This window comes from Pseudomonas sp. H9 (assembly GCF_004353925.1).
Taxonomy (GTDB): domain Bacteria; phylum Pseudomonadota; class Gammaproteobacteria; order Pseudomonadales; family Pseudomonadaceae; genus Aquipseudomonas.
Window position 1 is genome coordinate 240,380 of the sequence record NZ_SMOK01000003.1, and the last position, 19,149, is coordinate 259,528.

Genomic DNA, 19,149 nt, shown 5'->3' on the forward strand with positions numbered 1-19,149 from the left:
ACAGACCGCTATCGCGGGGCAAGCCCGCTCCCACAGGCAGTACATATCCGTGGGTGTGCTTCGTCTGATAGTTGCGACGTCTGATACCCGCTCTCAGTTTCGGAACCCCATTGATGCGCCCCACCCTCCCCCGTTCTTCCCTCGCCCTGCTGATTTCCTGCGCGGCGTCCGTTCAGGCCAGCGACAGTATTGAACTGAGCCAAGTCCTGATTCAGGAACAGGAGCAAAGCGAGCTGCAAGACGCCCGCGAGCGCCTGAATCAGGTGCCTGGCGGCACCAACCTGGTAGACATGCAGCGGGTTGAACAAGGTCGGGTCGCCAGCAACCAGGACGTACTCGCCTACCAGCCGGGTGTCTTCGCCCAGTCAGCCGGTAACGATGGGATCAAATTGTCGATTCGCGGCTCTGGTATCAACCGCGCACCCGGCGCCCACGGCTCAGGCGTGTACACGATGTTTGACGGTCTGCCGTTGACCGGCCCGGGTGGTACGCCTTATGAGCTGTTCGAGCCGCTGTGGCTGAGCCGGGCCGAGGTGCTGCGTGGCGCCAACGGTTTTGACCGAGGCGCGCTGGCCCTGGGCGGCGCCATCGATTACATCACCCATACCGGTTATGACGCCGCACCGTTGCAGGTGCGGTACGAGCTAGGCAGCCGCGGCTATGCCAAGCGCCAGATCAGCTCGGGCCAAGTGCTGGGTGATCTGGACTACTACGTGGCCCTCACCGACTCGGAGTACGACGGCTATCAGGAACACAGCAGCGGCAGTAGCAAGGGCATCGCTGCCAACGTCGGCTATCGCTTTAGCCCCGCGCTGGAAACTCGTTTCTACCTGCGTTATCGGGAAACCGAGAATGAGCTGGCCGGGCGCCTGACCAAAGAGCAGATCAAACACGATCCACGCGCGGCCAACCCGTTGTACGTGAGTCGTGATGACAGCCGCCCTCAACCGGGCAGTACCTGGGTGGGCAACAAAACCACTTTCTACCTGGATGATGATGCCCGCCTGGAAGCCGGACTGGTCTACCACGACTACCCGATGGACTTGCGCGAAGGCCCGATGCGTCTGAAGGTTGCCTATACCGACGTCAGTGGGACCCTGAACTACCTGCGTAGAGATATGCTGTTCGGACACGAGAGTAAGACAACCATCGGCTGGCGGACCACCAAGCACCTGCCCAACAGCGGTGCTTCACAGTTTGCTCGGGTCGATGACATCACAGGTGCCCGGACCCGAGACTTCAGCTACCAAGGCTCGGACAACGTGGTACACATCGGCAATGACCTCGAGCTAGTTCCAGACCTGTGGCTAACCAGCGGCCTGGCGATGATTTACACCCGCCGCGAAAGCGACGTGAGCTACCCGGCCAACGGCGGCAAAGTCAGCCAGCACGACTGGGACTACGCCCCGCGCCTGGGCCTGCGTTACGATATCAACCCTCAGTTGCAGGTCTATGGCAACCTGAGCCGCTCAGTGGAGCCACCGCACCCATGGTCGCTGATCTGGAGTTCACCACGGGTTAATGGTCAGCAAATCCAGCCCATCGAAATGCAGAACCAGACCGCCACCACCCTTGAGCTGGGCGCACGGGGTGATTCGCTGATCGGCCGCTGGGACCTGGCCTGGTACTACTCGGACGTACGCCACGAACTGCTGGCGGTGGAGATCGTACCCGATCAGCCTGCCGCTGAATTCAATGCCAGCCCTACTGTGCATCAGGGTGTCGAGGCCGGACTGGACAGCTTGCTGTGGGAACGCGCAACGGTCGGCAAACTGTCTTTGCGGCAGGCCTACACCTTCAGCGACTTTCACTATCGCGACGACGATACCTTCGGCGACAACCGCCTACCCGGCATTCCGATGCATTATTACCAGGCCGAACTGCGCTTCGACCTGCCAAGTGGCTTTTTCGCCGGGATCAATACGCAGATGGCGTCCAAGGTTCAGGTCGATTACGCCAACAGTTACCCGGCAGACGCCTATGCCCTGTTCGGTGCCACCCTGGGTTACAACTCACCAAAACAGGACTGGCAAACCTGGCTCGACCTGCGCAACCTGACCAACAAGCGCTACGCCGCTACGGTGACACCCGCCTATAACGACAACGGCAAGGACAATGCCCGCTCAACCCCAGGTGAAGGCTTTGGTGTGTATGCCGGGGTTTCCTACAGCTTCCGCTAATCAGGTAGCTGCACTTTATGCTTGGTTGAAACGAAGATCGCCCAGCTGGACATGAACAGCGCGGCGATCAGCGGGCCGATGACAAAGCCGTTGAGGCCGAACACCGCCAGGCCGCCTAGGGTTGAAATCAGCACCAGGTAATCGGGCATTTTCGTGTCTTTACCCACCAGGATCGGCCGTAACAGGTTATCCACCAGGCCGATGACCAGCACTCCGAATGCGGTCAGTACCACGCCTTGCCAGACGGCGCCGGTCATCAAAAAATAAACGGCCACTGGCGCCCAGACCACGCCGGCACCAACGGCAGGCAGCAACGAGAGAAAACCCATCAGCACCGCCCATACCAAGGGGCTGGGGATGTCCAACAGCCAGAAAATGATGCCGCCCAACGCACCCTGCGTCATCGCCACCACCAAATTACCCTTGACCGTGGCCCGTACGACCCGGTTGAACTTCAACTGCAAGCGCCGTTTTTGCTGTTCGGCCAGCGGCAATGCCGTCCGCATCCTGCGCGCCAGTTCGGCGCCATCGCGAAGAAAGAAAAACAGTAAGTAGAGCATCGCCGCAAAGCTGATCAGGAAGTCGAAGGTGCCCTGGCCAAAGCTGAATACCTGGCCGGCAAAAAACTGGCTTCCCTGCATAGCACTCTTGCTGATCGTCTCGTGCAGCCCCTCCAGGTCGCCTAGCCCCATGCGCTGCAATACGCGCTGAGCGAACACCGGCAGCAGGTCGTTGAAGCGTTCGATATAGGCGGCAATGTCCAGTTGGCCGCTTTCGATGTTCTTGTACAGCGTTGCCCCTTCCTGCACCAGCAAGGTACTGATGATGATCACCGGCAAGATGGCACTCACCAGACAAATCAGCAGCGTCACCGCGGCGGCCAGATTGCGGCGCCAGCCCAGACGCAGCAACAAGCGCCGCTGCAAGGGGGCGAACAGAATGGCGAGGGTCACCGCCCAGAACACCGCACCGTAGAACGGCAGCAGGATCCAAATGAAGGCGATGGTCACCAAGGCCAGTAACAGCAGCAGGGCCTTGTGCTGCAGGGCAGTTTCGTTCATACGCGCTCCGTTGCCATTCACAACATTAGTGCATGGCACAGGAGCGAAAGTGCCGCTTAGCGCAAACAATCACCTGCGGCGCTGGCAACCGTCCTGTTAGCGGGAGCCTGGAGGTGCACGTCATGCCAGTTCTGCGTCACCTGCGCTGCTTGCTCATCCTGGCGCCAGGCGTAGCTGACATTCAGTTCAATCGCTCTGTATACCGGGCTTGCCCACACAGGATGTGCTGCAACGGGCGCGGCGCTATACCAAGCGCGCTGGCTGTCTGAGGCTTGCCAGGTCGTCGCGCCAGGTGCCTCATGGTGTGCGAAGGAATACCTGCAGTGGCTGACACCCGCCAGGCTTTGGTCTTTCCAGTCAAACCGGTAGGTAGGGTTGATCTGGTTTTTTTCTTTCAATGTGCAACTGCTCATGCAGGCCTCATTTACGTCGCCAGGCGTGTCGAGCGTGATAGCCCAAGGCCCGTGGGATAGCGTAACGGTCATGAATGCTCCTAGTGCAGGCCAAGCCCGCTGCTGTCGAGAGTGCGCACCGGCGTAGTAGGAATCAGGTCACGAATGCGCACCTCCTTGCCGTCTACTTCAATCAGCCCGCTTTGCTTGAGGCGGGTGAGCACCCGAGAAACCGTTTCAGACGCCAGGCCCAGGTGATTACCGATCTCGTTACGGGATATGCTCAAGTTCAACTGGTCAGCGGAGTAGCCCAAGGTACGAAAGCGTGTCGACAGGCTGACCAGTAGCGACACCACCCGTACATCTGCCGCCTTGGCCGAGAGCACACGCGTCATGTGCTGGGTACTGCGGATCTCGCGGCTCATTGCGCGTATCAAATGGCGGCGGACTTGTGGCAAGCGCACCAACAGTGCGTCCAGCGGCGCGAACGGAAGCTCGCACACATGCGTGGTTTCCAAGGCTTGAACGGAAACCGGGTAAGCGTCGGTGTCCATTCCGGACAACCCGATCAACTCACCCGGCAAGTGAATCCCGATAATTTTCTCTTCACCATCGGCGCTCAATGCAACGGACTTCAACACACCTGAGCGGATGGCATAAATGGAGGTAAACGGCTCGCCCTGGCGAAACAGGACGTCATCTTTTTTCAGCGTACGGCCATATTTGACCATGGCATCGAGTATGTCGATTTCTTCGTGACTCACTGAACCAGGCAGACACACCTGCGCAAGGCTGCAGGTTCTGCATTGCGTCTGGCGGTGAGCGGAAAAGCTGACGGGCTGCGACATTGATCAGGTCCTAATGGAATAACACCGGTGTGCCTGATCGCTGTCGATCAAGCCCACGTTGTGAACCCGACCAGTGTCCGTTGAGCGGATGGGCAACACCCCTCAATAATCGTTATTTGATATCAAAGCCCTGATTTGCTTGAACAAAAACAAAAATGGCGGCGCGTGATACAGCGCACTCCTACGGCTCGGCAATGCGCAACATTGATACAGGTCAATTGCCCGGCAAAGCACTACGGTTAGCATCCGCGCCTTTTGCCGCGACCTAAAATGACCTCGCTCGCCAAACCTGAATTGCTCGCCCCTGCCGGCACCCTGAAGAACATGCGCTACGCCTTTGCTTACGGCGCCGATGCCGTTTATGCCGGGCAACCGCGCTACAGCCTGCGCGTACGCAACAACGAGTTCGACCACGCCAACCTGGCGTTGGGTATCAAAGAAGCCCAGGCGCAGGGCAAGCGTTTCTACGTAGTGGTCAACATTGCGCCGCACAACGCCAAGCTCAAGACCTTCCTCAAAGACCTTGCACCGGTCATCGAGATGGGCCCGGATGCGCTGATCATGTCCGACCCGGGGCTGATCATGCTGGTTCGCCAGCACTTCCCGCAGATGCCGATTCATCTGTCGGTGCAGGCCAACACGGTGAACTGGGCCAGCGTCGAATTCTGGCGCAGCCAGGGGCTGACGCGGGTGATTCTGTCCCGTGAGCTGTCTCTTGAGGAAATTGAGGAAATTCGCCAACAGGTGCCGTCCATGGAACTGGAGGTGTTTGTCCATGGCGCATTGTGCATGGCCTATTCCGGCCGCTGCCTGCTATCGGGTTACCTCAACCGCCGTGATGCCAATCAGGGCAGTTGTACCAATGCCTGCCGCTGGAAATACAGCGCCACTGCCGCAGTGGAAGATGTCAGCGGCGATATCGTGCGCGAAGTGCAGCCTACCCTGGGTGTCGGCGCCCCCACCGACCAGGTGTTCCTGCTGCAAGAAAGCAACCGCCCGGACGAAGACATGCCGGCCTTTGAAGACGAGCACGGCACCTACATCATGAATGCCAAAGACCTGCGCGCGGTTCAGCACGTCGAACGCCTGACCCACATGGGTGTGCACTCACTCAAAGTTGAAGGCCGGACCAAATCGCACTTCTACTGTGCACGAACCACCCAAGTCTACCGTCAGGCCATCGATGATGCCGTGGCAGGCCGCGCGTTCGACCGCAGCCTGATGCTCAATCTGGAGTCTTTGGCGCAACGTGGTTACACCGAAGGCTTCCTGCGCCGCCATGTGCATGATGAGTATCAAAACTATCAGCGCGGCAATTCGGTGTCCGAGCGCCAGCAATTCGTGGGCGAACTGACCGGTGAGCGCGTCAATGGCCTGGCCGAAGTGCTGGTCAAGAACCGCTTTGCCCTCGGCGATCATCTGGAACTGATGACCCCCCGCGGTAACTACCATTTCGACCTGCACCAGTTGCGCGACCGCCAGGGTTCCGCCATTGAAGTGGCGCCGGGGGATGGGCATACCGTTTACCTGCCGATACCTGAGCAGGTCGATTTGGCGTTTGGTTTGTTGCTGCGCGAGTTGGTGCAATAAACCTTCGGTGGGAGCGGGCTTGCCCCGCGATTCGGTGTGACTGACAGATCGCTATCGCGGGGCAAGCCCGCTCCCACAACCGGCGATAAAATCAAGGCGCGGCGTTTTCGCGGATCACCTGCACCCGGTACTGCGGGTCTGCCTTGATCTGTGCGGCGGAAAACGGAATCGTATGCCACTGCTTGGCCGAGAAGGCTTTGGTCTGGTCACTGGCATGCGCTGAATCCACTTCACTGGATTCCGAAAAGGCCAGCAACCCTTTGGCTTGAGGCCCTTTGGCATCGAAGGTCACCAACTGCAAGTAGCTGGTGCCACTGACCACCAGGCGTTTGCCCGGCGCCGTCGGTACGCTTTGGATCGCGTTATAGACGCCCAGGCTGGCAGGCCCACCATGGATCGGGGTGCCATCGGCAGCTTGCTGGACCTGCCCCCACTGCACATTGGCATTCAGGCCGGCTTGCTTCACTTCTGCCAGTGATGCCAGCGCAGCTTCATGCAACGCTGCGGCTACTTCGGCACGCTCGACAGCCAGCCCGCGCGGAGTGTGCAGCGGGTCGGCCGGGTCGAAGGCAACCCGCCAGATGTCCGGGCGCTCAAGTAGCGGCTCCAACATGTTCTGGAAATGCACCAGGCCCATGCCACTGTCGAGGTCCGCGCGCAGGTTCCAGGCTTTCAAGCTGGCGCATACGGCCGCCACAGGTGAATTCCCTGGCTGTTTGCCACACCAGTGCAGCAAATCCGGCACCAGCAGCTCCGCCAGGTAAACCTGGTTGTCCATGACCATCTGCTGCAGATCAGCGCCCGACAGCTTGCCATCACCCGTCAAGCGTTGCAGGGCAAAGCGGCTGCGCGGGCCCAGGGGCTCATCTTCGCGGCTGATCAACGGCGAATAGCCGCGCAACGGCTGCGCCGGGTTGACCATCCAGGCGGAGTCGTTGGAATGCTGAATGAAATCACGTCGGCTCAAGCTTGGCTGCAATTGGGCAGGGAAGATACCGGCCTGCGCCGCACGAGGGTCAACCTTCCAGTTGCAGGCGCTGCGCGAGCCATCAAGGACGATCAGTTCTTGCCCGGCAGCCGGATCGCTACACTGCTTGAGCAAATCAGCATCAACAAACGGCACCACCGACTGGTTCAAGTACAAGGTTTGCCCCTTGGCGTCCACCGCCAGGGTGTTGACCCAGGGAATGCCCTGCAATCGCGTCACCGAACCTTGCAGTGCCTGCAAGCTGTCAGCCTGGTTCATGCTGTACCACTGCTGCAGAACCCGCGTGTTGTCCAGGTTAGCGTCACGCAAGCTGAACGCGTGCTGTGTGTTCCAGTCCAGTCGCCCAGGCCACTGCACCACCGGGCCGAAGGCCGAGCTGTAGACGTCGCGGTTGACCGATGTGAGCTTGCCATCTTCCCCCTTGACCATCACCGTCAAGCGCTGGCGGCTCATGGCAAGCGACTTGCCGTCGAGCAGGTAACGGGTGGGATCTTTGGGGTCAAGCTCAAGCCGGTAGAGGGTGAAGTGCTTGGACGTGTCCACGGTGTGGGTCCAGGCCAGGTGGCGGTTAAAGCCGATATTGATCAGCGGCAGTCCCGGCAACGCCGCGCCCATGACGTCCAGCTTACCGGGGACTGTCAGTTGCATTTGATAGAAACGCATGCCGCCTGCCCAAGGAAAGTGCGGGTTGGCCAACAGCATGCCGTGCCCTGTCGCCGAACGCTCACTGCCTACGGCCACCGCATTGCTGCCACGTTCCAGGGCGAAGTGTTCCTGGCGCGCCTGTACCTTGCTCATGTCCAGTGCCACCTGCGCCCCGGCATTGGGCGGCGTAGCACCCGCCAGCGCTTCGGCAAACTGCCCTACCCCGCCTTCAACCAGCAGACGTCGGGTCAACTTGACCAAGTCCAGGGTGGTAATCGGTCGCAGCCACGCAGCCTGCAAGCACTGCGCCCCCTGACCTTGGGCGATACGCTCGGCCAATGCCCGGTTGTAACCCTTGGCATAGCCCTCAAGCAGGGCCCGTACCTGAGCCGGTTGCGCTTGCCAGAAGCCGAATACTGCCGTGGGTGTGTTTAGCCAGCTAAAAAACAGATCGCTGGCCAGGTTCTCCCGCTGCTCAAAGGTGACCTGATCGGGGCCAAAGTAACGTGAACGTTCAGCGTTGACGGTAACCACTTCATTGGCCAACAGACACAGGTTGTCCTGGGCATAGGCATAACCGATGCCGTACCCAAGGCCCTGTTCATCCTGCGCCAGAATATGCGGAACACCAAAACTGGTACGGCGTATTTCGGCACTGGCATCACCCGGGATAACACGGGCCTGGGCGGCGAAGCTGAGTGCGACCAGCAGTCCTGCCAGGCAGGTACGGGTCAAGGGGCGGGGTTTGATCACGGAGACTCCTGCACCGATCAGGGAACTGTTGATCCTGATTGAACGAAGTACAGGCAAAAAATTTACGCAGATAGCAGTGCTGAAACGTCATTACCTGGGTGGATCAATAATTTTTTCGCCAGGTACTGCAGTTTTTCCACGCTCATTCGTCTTATAGGGTGTAGGGAACAATAAATCGGTAACGGGATTGACCACGAAAGGGAGCTTTCACATGTACAACCAGCAACAGGCAGCGCTTGCCACTCGGCCGGAACGAAAAACCCGGCAACCGCTGAGCGTAAACGCCGCCAGAAGCGAACACGAACGCCCAGGCAACGATCACATTCGTGAACTGCTCAAGTCATTCGGGCTGCGTACCAGCCTGATCCGCCTGAAAGTCATCGATGCGTTGCACATGGCCGACAGAAACGGCCGCAGCATCGGCGTACGTGGCGTCCATAGTCAGCTTGAACAGCTGGATATTCCCCTGTCGTTTCTCAGTGTGCGGGAAGTGCTCAAGCGCCTGAGTGCCGAAGGCGTGATCAGCATGGGCAACGACAAGTGCTACAGCCTCAACCCCGAGGCCCGCAGCATTCTGGAACAGGCCTGCCCACGCTAAGCGAATGGCCGGCGACTGTGCCGGCCGCGCAGATCACATCACATTTTGACCTTGCGACGCATGATGCCGTTGACCACCACGACCACAACGGCCACCGCAATGGCGATGATCTGGAACACTTGCTCACTGATCGTCCCCTGCTTTTGCAGGTAAGACAGGCCGAGCATGATCCCCAGTACCAACAGGGAGATCAGAATGGAATATTTCAGGCGTTGACCTTGAGTCATTGATAGATCCTTGCAACATCGGGGTAAGGGCCCGAAACGGCCCGCGTGCATCATACAACGTGACCTTGCCGCAAGCGGACAATTTCCTCCTTTTGGTACCCCCTTTCTCTTGAAAACATGGCGTTCCGGGCATAGCCCCCTGACGAACGGAAGGTCACCATGTTTTTTCGCCGAGTACTAAGCAGCATTACCCTGCTGATTGGCCTTGAGGCCTACGCGCTCCCCACCACTGACCTGTCTCCCGAGCAGCGCCATGCCTTGGGCAAGCAATTGGCCGAGCAGGCAGGCGCCAGCCAGTGGCAACAACTTTGGCAGCGCTCCCGCCAGGCCGGACACCTGCAGGAACACCCAACGACCGCCTACTTCAGCCTGCCCTCCGCCGAGCTGATAAAGGCGGCAGCCCTGACCCTTTCGCAGCCCGCAGACACCCAGGCGCTCAAGCAGACCCAAGTGCTCTATCGCCGGGATTTCTCGCCACACATTGTCGGCAAGCAAGCGCAAGAAAACCTCAGTGCCCTCTGTATCTGGGTGGACTGGCGCACGCTTCCGGAAAATGCCTTGAGCCGCCCCAGCGCCTACCTTGGCCAGATCAGCCTGTTGCTGGCACGCCCCTGCCGGTGAGCATGGGTTACCCAAGCTTGAGCACTGCGAGCAGCCGCCTGCAACCTAGATCCAAGGGTTTAAGGCGTCTCGGCCATGGATTTCCCATTCAAGCAGACCACCTTGCCTACAAATCATATGCCCGATGCCCACCAACCCCGCAGCGCTTGCTGCCTGTTATGACCGGCCCGAATGTTCAAACATTGAGGTGTCAAGCCACTCCCTACAAGGAAGTCATCATGGACCTGCGTGACCTCAAACGAATCGACACCCAACAACTGCCTCATTCGCTTCAGATGCTGATCGAATGCCTGGGCATTGAAAACGCCTACAACCTGACGTGCGCCTTCGGCGGCCGCCCTAAATACATCCCCAAGCATCGGGAACGTACCGCACTGGCACAGGTGCTTCCGGAAGCGGCGCTGGACGCGTTGATCCAGCGTTTCGCCGGTATGGCCCTGGAGATTCCCAAGGTTGACCATTTTCTGCGCCAGTTGCGCAATCAACAGATTCAGCAAGAAAGCGCTGAAGGCCTGTCACGCAGCATGCTGGCCAATAAGTACGGTTTGAGCCTGCGCCAGATCGGCAACATTCGCCGGCAGGAATCGTGCGTACAAGCGAACCTCGCCCCTTGAGCCGTTAACCCCGGCACCCAGGGCACTCTCCGCACACTGATGTGCGACCACTACAAGGAGTTTTCTCATGGCAACAATCGATAACAGCTTGATCGGCTCGGTGATGAACGCTTTGCCACTGGACCGGATGATTTCCGGCCCGTTGCAAGCAATGATCCAGGCGCAGGTTTCGGCGAGCAAGTCGTACGCCGACTTCCTCATGGGCGTCTGTATCCAGGACGGTAAGGCCGTCGCGATTCAGTTCGACTACGACGAAACGATCACCGATGAAAACGGCGTCTATAAGGGCACTGTTGCGAAAAAGATGCAGATCCCGCTGCTCGCGGCGATCACCCACCCCAACATCGCCATTGAAGAAGGCAACATCGACTTCGAGCTGACCATCAGCCAGCAAGCCGAGAGTAGCTCTGAGACCGCCGGTGAAGCAGGCTTTGCCGCTTCGCTGGGCTGGGGACCGTTTAAACTACAAGTCAAAGGCCAGGTCAGCCACAAGTCCAGCCAAACCCGTAAAACCGATACCCGCGCACGCTATGCCTTCAACACCAAAGTGCGCCGCCAGGATCCACCGGAAGCCCTGATGCGCGTCATCGACTTCCTCACTGAGGCAGCAACCAAGCCTGTGGTGCTGGCTGATACCACCGCTGAAAACCTTGATGCCCTGCCAGTGTCGGCCCTGGAAATGCCCGACAAAGTAGCAACCCCCTGAGTTTTACCCGCTGACTGCTGATGAATCCGGCCTCTCTCTCAAGAGAGGCCCCCTTGCCAGGCACACAAGGAGTGCGAGCGTTTGGATGATCTCTCCTCGAAACCCACCCCCATCACCGCTAGCGATCTGTGCGACATTACCCGCGGACTGCAAGAGGCCGCTGCCGCCACCAACAACCTGATCGCCCAGCAGTACATTCAACTGTTCGACCAGTTCTTCGATTATGACGCCCAAGCCCTGGGTGCACCGATGAAGGCAAAAATGGTTGAGGTGTCGATGGGAGAACAACACACTATGCAGGTGCCGCTGATCGCCCTGGTGTCACCCAGAGGGTTGGCGCTGGAACGCATGCAAGTCGATCTCTCGGTGCGGATCAACAACACCGAGACCACTGAGGACGACAGTAACCTCAAGCGCGAGCGCTTCTATGTCACCGTCGGTGGCCAGAACAAGCGCAACGGTGACAGCCGTGACCCCGATGAAGTGCAGATCCGTATGCAGTTCCAGGCATGCCAACCGCCTGAAGCACTCAATCGCCTGATCGAGGAGTACACCAACCTGATCAACCCGCGACCACTGCCTGCCCCCCTCAAGGCTCCCAACCCTCTCTCCACGGACGACAGCAACGAGTTTATCGATGCTGCGACCGTGCGCACTTAACCCCTCTTAAAAATCGCGTTTGTAGAAGATATCCAGGGAGCTTGCCAGACCACTGGCAGCTTCCAGATAAACCTTCTTGCTCAGCTTGTAGCGCAAGGCCACGGTGTTGACCGGCTCGAATACCCCCACGCCATAGCGCAGGCTCAAACGTTCGGTCAGATTGCCACTCGCCACCACACTGGTCGCGTTGCCACTGCCTTCAGTGTCCAACTGAAAATCGTCGATCCCAAGGCTGGAGGCGAGGCTGCCGGTGACCCCGGCACTGGTGGCAAGACCCAGGCCAAGTGCCGCTTCAGCCAGCATATTGTTGTCTTCGCCTGTAGCGCCCAATGGGCGCCCCAGCACCAGGTACGACAACGCTTGCTCCTGGCTCATGGCCGGCTCGGAGAACACTTGGGTGGTCGGTTGCTCGGCACTGCCGCTGAGGCGGATACCGGCAATCACATCGTCCGTCTGGCGAATCGCCTCAATGTCCAGGTAAGGCTGATCGATAGGCCCGGCGAACAGCAGACGTGCACGGCGAATGGTCAGGCGCTGCCCGTAGGCACGGTAACGGCCATCGGCCAGCCTCAATTCACCACGGGTGTCGAGGTTATCGCCGATGTGCACATGCCCCAGCAGGTTGGCGGTCAGGCCAAAGCCGCTGAACGACAGCTTGTCCTGACCTACTTCAACATCGATGTCCATGGCCACCGCCATCGGTGCTTTGCCCTCCTCGGTCTGATGACCGATGATCACCGTGTCATCAGACACTTTGACCGTCGAGGGCGGTAGCTCACGCACGGTGATCTTGCCTTTGGGCACCAGCACCTTGCCAGTGACCGCCAAACGCTCGTCCAGCATGCTGATCTTCAGGTCCGGCGCCACTTCAAGGTCGGCGTAAGGCTCGACCGTCACCGGCAGGCGTTGGCCCTGCAACTGCAGCTCGACCGCCAGTTTCTGCCCCCAACCGATGTGACCGCGCAGGCTGCCCTGGCCGGCTTCACCGCTTTTCCAGGCGCCATTGACCTGCACCTGCTCACCGGCGATCAGCGCCTGCAGGTTCAAGTCTTTGACACTGACCGGCAACTCGGCACCCGCCACTTCACCTGCGCTCAAGTTCAAACTGCCGTTGACCTGAGGTGACAACAAGGTGCCAGACAAATGCCCACTGCCGTTGAGCTGACCGCTCAGGCGTTCGACTATGGGGGCAAACGGCCGGGCGATAGCAAGGTCGAGTCCGCTCAAACGGAAGTCGCCGCTCAGCGGCTTGTTCTTGGCGACCGGGTCCAGGCGTGTGACCACGGCCAGCTCGCCCAGGCGGGTGCCTCGGAAATTCAGACGGGTATCAATCCGGCGTGGCGCCAAGGTGCTTTCCAGTCGCAAGGTCTGGTAGGGGAAGTCCAGCCACTGGCCCTTCTCCCGCACACGCAGGGTCCCGCCACTGGCATCGACAACAATGGTGCCCTTCGGCCCGCTGGCGGGTACGTCCAGATTGATGTCGGCGTTGAGCAAGCCCTGCCAGGCGAAGTCTTTGGGCAGCCATTGCGCCAGGCTTTGCAGTGGGAATTGCTTGAGGTGATAGCGCAAGCGCGGTTCGGGTGCCAGGCGCTGGTCTTCACCACACAGGCTGGCTTGCCCGGAGCGCCAACAATGGGCACCAAAATCCAGTTGCCCGGAGGCCAGCCGCTGGAGCTTGGCCGGTGCCTGCAAGCGCCAGTCCTGACCGCCGGCCTGGATCTCACCGCTGGCCAGGCGTCCGCGCCAATTGCCTTTGTCCAATTGCCCATCCAGGCCCAGGTCGAGTTTGAGCTGCGGCCCGTCAAGGGCCAGCTCCACCTGTTGCTGGCGGATATCGCCGCGGCCGTTGACGGTGAGCACGCCCAATGCGGTGTCGCCCAAGCGAATACCACCGGCCTGCAGATCGATGACCGCCCGCTGGGCATTGTCGAGCCGGGCATCCAGCGCCAGGCGCTGCACGCGGTTGTCGGCTTGGGCCAGTTGCTGCCCTTGCAGGGCCAAGGTGCCCTGTGGCGCCTGCAGTGTACCGGCGATCTCCAGTTTGCCCTTGAGTTGACCCTGCAGGTGCGGCCAGAGCTGACCGAGGCGTGGCAGGTTGAGGTCCACCTGCCCGGCCAGGCGCTGCTGCAGACTGCCGCTACCGTTGATGTGGTTGTCACCCAGACGAATGTCCAGGGTACCGAGAGTCCAGGTTTGCCCGGCGCCCTGAGCAATGGCTTTGAGCACCGCCGGTTGACCACGCAGGCGGCCCTTGAGGTCAAGGTTGGCGTCAAGGCTGAGTTCGCCGTTTTTCATCTGCCCTTTGCTACGCAGCGGGCCAGCCAGGGTACCCGGCAACTCGGCGAGCCAATACGCTGGATTGAGTGCCGACAATTCGAGGGCAGCGTCCCAGGCCAGGGTGTCGGCAAACTGCACATTGACGCTACCGGCAAGCTTGCCTTGCCCGGCATTGAGTGCCAACTGTGGCAATGCGATCTGCTGCAGGTCGCCCTTGAACGGGCTGCTCAGGCTGAACGCCCCCGCCGGGCCATCCAGGTCGCCGTTGAAGTTCCCCTGATACTGACCATCGCGGTACTGCACCTGGCCGTTGAAACGGCGCAAGGTCACCTGGGGTGCTTGCTCCAGCGGATACAGGCGTTGCCACGGGAAATCCAGCCAATCGACCGTCGCGTCGGCACTCAGGCCTTGCTGCCAATCGGCATTGGCGCTGAGTTTGAGGCGCTGGTCAGCGCTGGCACTCAGGTCCAGCGCACTTAGCTGGGCGCCCTTGGCATCGACCTTGCCCTGCAGGTTCAACGCCACCGGCCCTTGTTCGGCAGGCAGGCTCGCAGTGCCGAGCAACTGGTAACCACTGCGCAGATCGCCCTTGGCGCTGAGCTCAAGATTGTTCAACTGTAATGTGTCAGGCAGGTCGGCAGCTGGCTTGAACGCTTGCGCGCTGATCTGCAGCGTCGCGGGCAACTGCTCGGCCAACGCTTGCAGCTCTGCACTGAGCCGGGCATTCAGATAACCGCTGCTGTCTGCCGTGAGTTTCAGGGTGTTCTGCAGCTCGCCCTGCAACGCTAGCGCCAGTTGCCAGGCCTGCCCGTCGACTTCGGGCAACTGAAGCTGCCCCTTTAGCTGTAATGGCCAACCGCCTTCGGGTTGAAGCAGGCCTTGCAGGCTCAGGTGCAGGTCATCGCGCTGCAACTTCAGGGTGTCGATTTGCAAACCCGCCACTGTCCAGTGAGCCGCCAGTTGCAACTGACTCAATTGTTCATTGCCATCCAGGCGCAGGTGACCGACACGCACCTCTCCCAGCTCGATCGCCAACGGCAGTTTCAGCGCTGGCAGTTGTATCGGCCCGCTGTCGGCTGTGGGCTCACTTGGCGCGAAGGCAAGGTTGACCTGATCGGCTTGCAGACGTTCGATGCACGAGGTCATGCGCAGCAAACAGGCTGCTGACCAGGCCAACTGCGGCGCGATCAGCTCGACCCGATCAGCACCTTGCTCCCACAGCACGCGCTCGGCCTGCCACTGTCCGCCCAAGCGCCCCTGGAACTGTTCAACCTGCAAGCCTGGAACCAGGCCCAGCGTCCAACGGCTGCCGGCCTGAGTCCCCAACAACAGCCCCACTACACACACCAGCAACAGCAGCAGAGCCAGCACGCTGAGCAGGATATTTCTGATCACGCGACTCACAGTTCCGGCCCCATGGAGAAGTGCAGACGAATGCCACCGTCGTCATCCAGCGCGTGGGCCAGATCCAGACGCAACGGCCCGACCGGAGAGACCCAGCGCACGCCGATACCGACACCGGTCTTGAGGCTGGGAAACTCCAGATTGTTGAATGAATTACCCTGATCGACGAAGGTTGCCACTCGCCACTTCTCAATCAGTTCGTACTGGTACTCAACGCTGCCAGCCACTAAATAGCGGCCACCAATCCGGTCGCCATCGGAGTTCTCCGGTGACAGGCTCTGGTAGTCGTACCCGCGCACGCTCTGGTCACCACCGGCGAAGAAGCGCAGCGAAGGCGGAATCGAGCTCTGATAATCGTTGGTGGCACTGCCACCGACCTGCACGCGCCCGAGAAAACGGTGCTTCTGGCCCAGGGTAGTCAAACCCTTGAGCACGACGTTGGCGTGCAGCAGATTGGTGTCTGACACCAGCCCTTCTTTGGCGGCCTGCACATCGAACTGCAGGCGGTATCCATTGTGCGGGTCGATGCGGTTGTCGCTGCGCAGGTAGGAGTAACTGACCCCGGGCATCAACAGGTTGCTCAAGCCCGAGTCATCCCCGAGGCGATACTCTTCACGCTGGTACTTGAGCGACAGCACCCGTTGCCAACCACTGGGCAACTTACTGTGCCATTCCGGGCCGACGGTGAGCAGCTTACTCAAGGTGTCAGTGCCAGCAATTTCTTCGTTCTGGTAGCCACCGGCAAAGCGAAACTTGTCGGTGAGCGGCGGATCGAGGGGAATGTCGTACCACAGGCCGACGTTCTGCCGGGGCGCCGACAGTTCGGTTTCCCAGCCATAGCTATGCCCTTGCGGGTTAACCCAATGACGCGTCCAGTTAGCCTTGCCGCGCGGGCCGACGTCTGTCGAAAAGCCCAAACCCAAGCCCATGGTCCGTGGTTTACGGGTTTGCAACTGCACCGAGACTGGGATGGTTTGCGCTACCGCGGCCGTTGGCGCGGCATCCACCCGTACGCCTTCGAAGTAACCGCTCGACTGCAGGGCATTATTGAGTTCGGCGATCAGCTCGGAATCGTAGGGAGTGTCGGCTTTGAACGGGACCATGCGCTGCAGCAAGGTCTCGTCGAACGGCGTGTCGCCGGCGAAATTAACCTTGCCCAGGCGATAGCGCGGGCCACTGTCGTACACCAGTTCGATATCGGCCACACCGGCCTGGGGATCAACCGCCAAACGCTGGCGCACAAAACGCCCACTGAAAAAACCGTAGCGTGCCGCCTGGTTCTGGATGAGTCGTTTGGCGTCGTCGTAATGGCCATGGTTAAGCACTTCGCCGGTGCGTAGCGCTTTACTGTCGGGCAAGCGAAACGCTTTAAGCTCGCTGGCCGGGCCTTCGATGCGGATCGTCACGTCACGCAAGTGCACCGGCTCGCCAGGCTCGATGGTGAGAATCAGTCGGGGCGCTTTGTCGGCCTTGGCTGGCGGTTTGACCTCGCTTTCAATCTGCGCCTGGTAGTAACCCAGCGCCTGAGCGGCCTTATGCGCCTGCTCGACAGCACCACGGCTGAAGCGCAGCAGCGCCTCTTCATCGCGTTTACCAAGGTTGCCGATATAGCCCTCGACATTGGCCTTGAGTTCGTTGTTGGCAGGTTTGATTTTTACGATCAGCTCGCTTTGCGCAAATGCGGCAACGCTGGCAACCCATAAAATCAAACCGCAGGTGAATCGTCCTGAATACGTCATAGGCGCGGATGCTACCAGAGCCGGGCGCCGTCATGGAGCCCAAGGCTCTCCCGCCTGCTATGCAGGCATAGCCGATGCACGTTGAGATGACTGAGGGTTGGGATGAAAGAACACATGCTCGCGAACAGGCCCTACAGCAATTTCGCCAATTTCCTGGTAGCCCTGTCGCTGATAAAACGCCAGATAGTGTTCGTTTCCGGTGTCCAGCACCACGCCTTGGGAGTGCTCGTCTTCGGCACACCAGTCATGCACTGCCTGCAACAATTGCTCACCATAGTGCTGGCCCTGAAACTGCGGATGGATCCCCAGCAACGGCAACATGTGCACGGCATCACCGGGCAAGCAGGCCATCAAGGCGGCTTGATAATCGAGATAGCGTCGGGTGCAACGAAAGCCGGTGGTGAGCACCATACGCATGCGCCAGGCCCAACTTTCGGTAATGCCCAGGCGGCGCTGCGGCGGTGCAATCAGGGCAATGCCGATCAGGCGATCTTCAAGCAGCAGCCCCAAGGCCGGCAACTCCTGGAGAAAATGCTGATTGGTCAGCTCGCGTACGGTGGCCCGGATGCGCTGGTCGTAGCCAGGGCGTTGGGCTTCGAACAAAAAGGCAAAGGTCGGTTCATGACGATAGGCGTGATACAACAACGAACGCGCCTCACGACTGTAACCATCATCAAGCAGACGGACCTGAGCCGGGGCAGCCGTCGATTCAGTCATACTGACACACCTCCACAAGTGGGCATTCATTGCCTTTGAGGTGAACCGTACGCCGACGTTCCCCCGAGGTCCACGTTAGCAGCCTCTGCAGTGGCGCGCCACGCTGGCCGCCGTCATCGATGTCGGCTAGGATTTCAGGTTTTATCAGGACTGTGTTTGCCATGAAGATCGTCTCGTTCAACATCAATGGCCTGCGTGCCCGGCCCCATCAGTTGGCGGCGTTGATCGAAAAGCACCAGCCGGATGTGATCGGTTTGCAGGAAACCAAGGTCAGCGACGACCAGTTCCCCTTGGCAGAGGTCCAGGCGCTGGGCTATCACGTGCACTTTCATGGCCAGAAAGGCCATTACGGCGTCGCCCTGCTCTCGCGCCAAGCGCCACTGAGCCTGCACAAAGGCTTTGCCAGCGATGAAGACGACGCCCAACGCCGCTTTATCTGGGGCACCTTTGCCGATGCCGACGGCACGCCGATCACCATCATGAACGGCTACTTCCCTCAAGGGGAAAGCCGCGACCACCCCACCAAATTCCCGGCCAAACAGCGCTTTTACAGCGACCTGCAAGCCTTGCTGGAAAGCCAGTTCAAAAATGACCAACCTGTGCTGGTCATGGGCGACGTGAACATTTCTCCGGAAGACTGCGACATTGGCATTGGCCCGGAGAATGCCAAGCGTTGGCTCAAGACCGGTAAATGCAGCTTCCTGCCAGAAGAGCGCGAGTGGATGGCCCGCCTCAAGAGCTGGGGCCTGGTTGACAGCTTCCGTCACCTGCACCCTGAGGTGGCCGACCGTTTCAGTTGGTTCGACTACCGCAGCCGTGGCTTTGAAGACGAACCCAAGCGCGGCCTGCGCATTGACTTGATCATGGCATCGCAGGCACTGCTGCCACGGATCAAGGACGCCGGCGTCGACTACGACCTGCGGGCGATGGAAAAGCCGTCGGACCATGCGCCGATCTGGCTGGAACTGGCCTGACACAGATCCGGTGGGAGCGGGCTTGCCCCGCGATGCTTTATAGCTGGCAAACTGCAGTCGCGGGGCAAGCCCGCTCCCACAGCAAGCCCGCTTCTACCGGACTGTCATCTTGCGGTCATGCAACCGTCTTAATCTGCGGCACATCCTTTGCTTGA

General features: G+C 59.9%; 16 protein-coding genes. 8 read left to right on the plus strand and 8 right to left on the minus strand.

The annotated features are described in order from the left end of the window. The first annotated feature begins 113 nt into the window (after positions 1-113). Positions 114-2,180, plus strand: a complete 2,067-nt coding sequence (locus tag E1573_RS02000; protein WP_133210127.1) for a TonB-dependent receptor domain-containing protein — start codon at positions 114-116, stop codon at positions 2,178-2,180. Here the strand turns inward: E1573_RS02000 and E1573_RS02005 are convergent. Genes E1573_RS02005 through E1573_RS02015 form a run of 3 tightly spaced genes read right to left on the minus strand, consistent with a single transcriptional unit; the run spans position 2,177 to position 4,481 of the window. Beyond that, the gene (locus tag E1573_RS02005; protein ID WP_133210129.1) at positions 2,177-3,241 is read right to left on the minus strand and encodes an AI-2E family transporter; all 1,065 of its coding nucleotides are present in this window, start codon (positions 3,239-3,241) and stop codon (positions 2,177-2,179) included. The genes E1573_RS02000 and E1573_RS02005 overlap by 4 nt on opposite strands. A 56-nt stretch (positions 3,242-3,297) precedes the next feature. Continuing rightward, complete coding sequence (locus E1573_RS02010; protein ID WP_133210131.1) at positions 3,298-3,726, minus strand: hypothetical protein; 429 nt, start codon at positions 3,724-3,726, stop codon at positions 3,298-3,300. Between the two features lie 8 nt (positions 3,727-3,734). Continuing rightward, entirely contained in the window at positions 3,735-4,481 is a 747-nt protein-coding gene (locus tag E1573_RS02015; protein WP_133210133.1) for a cyclic nucleotide-binding domain-containing protein, read from the minus strand. Between the two features lie 270 nt (positions 4,482-4,751). On the opposite strand from E1573_RS02015, the gene yegQ reads away from it, so the two are divergent. After that, positions 4,752-6,071, plus strand: coding sequence for a tRNA 5-hydroxyuridine modification protein YegQ (gene yegQ, locus E1573_RS02020; RefSeq protein WP_133210135.1), 1,320 nt, complete (start codon positions 4,752-4,754; stop codon positions 6,069-6,071). Positions 6,072-6,162: 91 nt separating this feature from the next. Here the strand turns inward: yegQ and E1573_RS02025 are convergent, their stop codons facing one another. After that, the gene (locus E1573_RS02025) at positions 6,163-8,457 is read right to left on the minus strand and encodes an acylase (RefSeq protein WP_165957280.1); all 2,295 of its coding nucleotides are present in this window, start codon (positions 8,455-8,457) and stop codon (positions 6,163-6,165) included. Positions 8,458-8,668: 211 nt separating this feature from the next. Between E1573_RS02025 and E1573_RS02030 the strand changes: the two genes are divergently transcribed. Beyond that, a complete protein-coding gene (locus tag E1573_RS02030) occupies positions 8,669-9,055 on the plus strand; it encodes a fe2+ zn2+ uptake regulation protein (protein WP_165957281.1) in 387 nt (128 codons plus the stop codon). Between the two features lie 38 nt (positions 9,056-9,093). Here the strand turns inward: E1573_RS02030 and E1573_RS02035 are convergent, their stop codons facing one another. Further along, positions 9,094-9,282 carry a hypothetical protein gene (locus E1573_RS02035; protein WP_133210137.1) on the minus strand — a complete coding sequence of 63 codons (189 nt, stop codon included), beginning with the start codon at positions 9,280-9,282 and terminating at the stop codon, positions 9,094-9,096. Between the two features lie 159 nt (positions 9,283-9,441). Here E1573_RS02035 and E1573_RS02040 point away from each other — a divergent pair, with 159 nt between their 5' ends. The 4 genes from E1573_RS02040 to E1573_RS02055 all read left to right on the plus strand — a co-directional run bounded on the left by E1573_RS02040 (position 9,442) and on the right by E1573_RS02055 (position 11,883). Then, positions 9,442-9,903: a hypothetical protein gene (locus E1573_RS02040; RefSeq protein WP_133210139.1), complete on the plus strand. Its 462-nt coding sequence runs from the start codon at positions 9,442-9,444 to the stop codon at positions 9,901-9,903. A gap of 218 nt (positions 9,904-10,121) precedes the next feature. Further along, a complete protein-coding gene (locus E1573_RS02045; RefSeq protein WP_133210141.1) occupies positions 10,122-10,517 on the plus strand; it encodes a Mor transcription activator family protein in 396 nt (131 codons plus the stop codon). Between the two features lie 67 nt (positions 10,518-10,584). Next, the gene (locus tag E1573_RS02050; RefSeq protein ID WP_133210143.1) at positions 10,585-11,223 is read left to right on the plus strand and encodes a DUF2589 domain-containing protein; all 639 of its coding nucleotides are present in this window, start codon (positions 10,585-10,587) and stop codon (positions 11,221-11,223) included. A gap of 111 nt (positions 11,224-11,334) precedes the next feature. Further along, on the plus strand, positions 11,335-11,883 hold the full coding sequence (locus E1573_RS02055) for a DUF2589 domain-containing protein (protein WP_133210270.1): 549 nt from the start codon (positions 11,335-11,337) through the stop codon (positions 11,881-11,883). A gap of 6 nt (positions 11,884-11,889) precedes the next feature. Here the strand turns inward: E1573_RS02055 and E1573_RS02060 are convergent, their stop codons facing one another. The 3 genes from E1573_RS02060 to E1573_RS02070 are packed head-to-tail and all read right to left on the minus strand — an operon-like array spanning position 11,890 to position 18,020. Next, positions 11,890-15,564: a translocation/assembly module TamB domain-containing protein gene (locus E1573_RS02060; RefSeq protein WP_177494557.1), complete on the minus strand. Its 3,675-nt coding sequence runs from the start codon at positions 15,562-15,564 to the stop codon at positions 11,890-11,892. After that, entirely contained in the window at positions 15,561-17,303 is a 1,743-nt protein-coding gene (locus tag E1573_RS02065) for an autotransporter assembly complex family protein (RefSeq protein ID WP_133210145.1), read from the minus strand. Before E1573_RS02065 ends, E1573_RS02060 begins: the two co-directional genes overlap by 4 nt. A 57-nt stretch (positions 17,304-17,360) precedes the next feature. Further along, the gene (locus E1573_RS02070; protein WP_133210147.1) at positions 17,361-18,020 is read right to left on the minus strand and encodes an N-acetyltransferase; all 660 of its coding nucleotides are present in this window, start codon (positions 18,018-18,020) and stop codon (positions 17,361-17,363) included. 161 nt (positions 18,021-18,181) lie between these two features. Between E1573_RS02070 and xthA the strand changes: the two genes are divergently transcribed. Further along, entirely contained in the window at positions 18,182-18,994 is an 813-nt protein-coding gene (gene xthA / locus E1573_RS02075; RefSeq protein WP_133210149.1) for an exodeoxyribonuclease III, read from the plus strand. The last annotated feature ends 155 nt before the right edge of the window (positions 18,995-19,149 follow it).

Coding starts and splice junctions, on each gene's coding strand:
- E1573_RS02015 (WP_133210133.1), bottom strand. CDS start 4,481: ATGTCGCAGCCCGTCAGCTTTTCCGCTCACCGCCAGACGCAATGCAGA.
- E1573_RS02035 (WP_133210137.1), bottom strand. CDS start 9,282: ATGACTCAAGGTCAACGCCTGAAATATTCCATTCTGATCTCCCTGTTG.
- E1573_RS02010 (WP_133210131.1), bottom strand. CDS start 3,726: ATGACCGTTACGCTATCCCACGGGCCTTGGGCTATCACGCTCGACACG.
- E1573_RS02005 (WP_133210129.1), bottom strand. CDS start 3,241: ATGAACGAAACTGCCCTGCAGCACAAGGCCCTGCTGCTGTTACTGGCC.
- E1573_RS02070 (WP_133210147.1), bottom strand. CDS start 18,020: ATGACTGAATCGACGGCTGCCCCGGCTCAGGTCCGTCTGCTTGATGAT.
- E1573_RS02065 (WP_133210145.1), bottom strand. CDS start 17,303: ATGACGTATTCAGGACGATTCACCTGCGGTTTGATTTTATGGGTTGCC.
- E1573_RS02030 (WP_165957281.1), top strand. CDS start 8,669: ATGTACAACCAGCAACAGGCAGCGCTTGCCACTCGGCCGGAACGAAAA.
- yegQ (WP_133210135.1), top strand. CDS start 4,752: ATGACCTCGCTCGCCAAACCTGAATTGCTCGCCCCTGCCGGCACCCTG.
- E1573_RS02045 (WP_133210141.1), top strand. CDS start 10,122: ATGGACCTGCGTGACCTCAAACGAATCGACACCCAACAACTGCCTCAT.
- E1573_RS02040 (WP_133210139.1), top strand. CDS start 9,442: ATGTTTTTTCGCCGAGTACTAAGCAGCATTACCCTGCTGATTGGCCTT.
- E1573_RS02050 (WP_133210143.1), top strand. CDS start 10,585: ATGGCAACAATCGATAACAGCTTGATCGGCTCGGTGATGAACGCTTTG.
- xthA (WP_133210149.1), top strand. CDS start 18,182: ATGAAGATCGTCTCGTTCAACATCAATGGCCTGCGTGCCCGGCCCCAT.
- E1573_RS02000 (WP_133210127.1), top strand. CDS start 114: ATGCGCCCCACCCTCCCCCGTTCTTCCCTCGCCCTGCTGATTTCCTGC.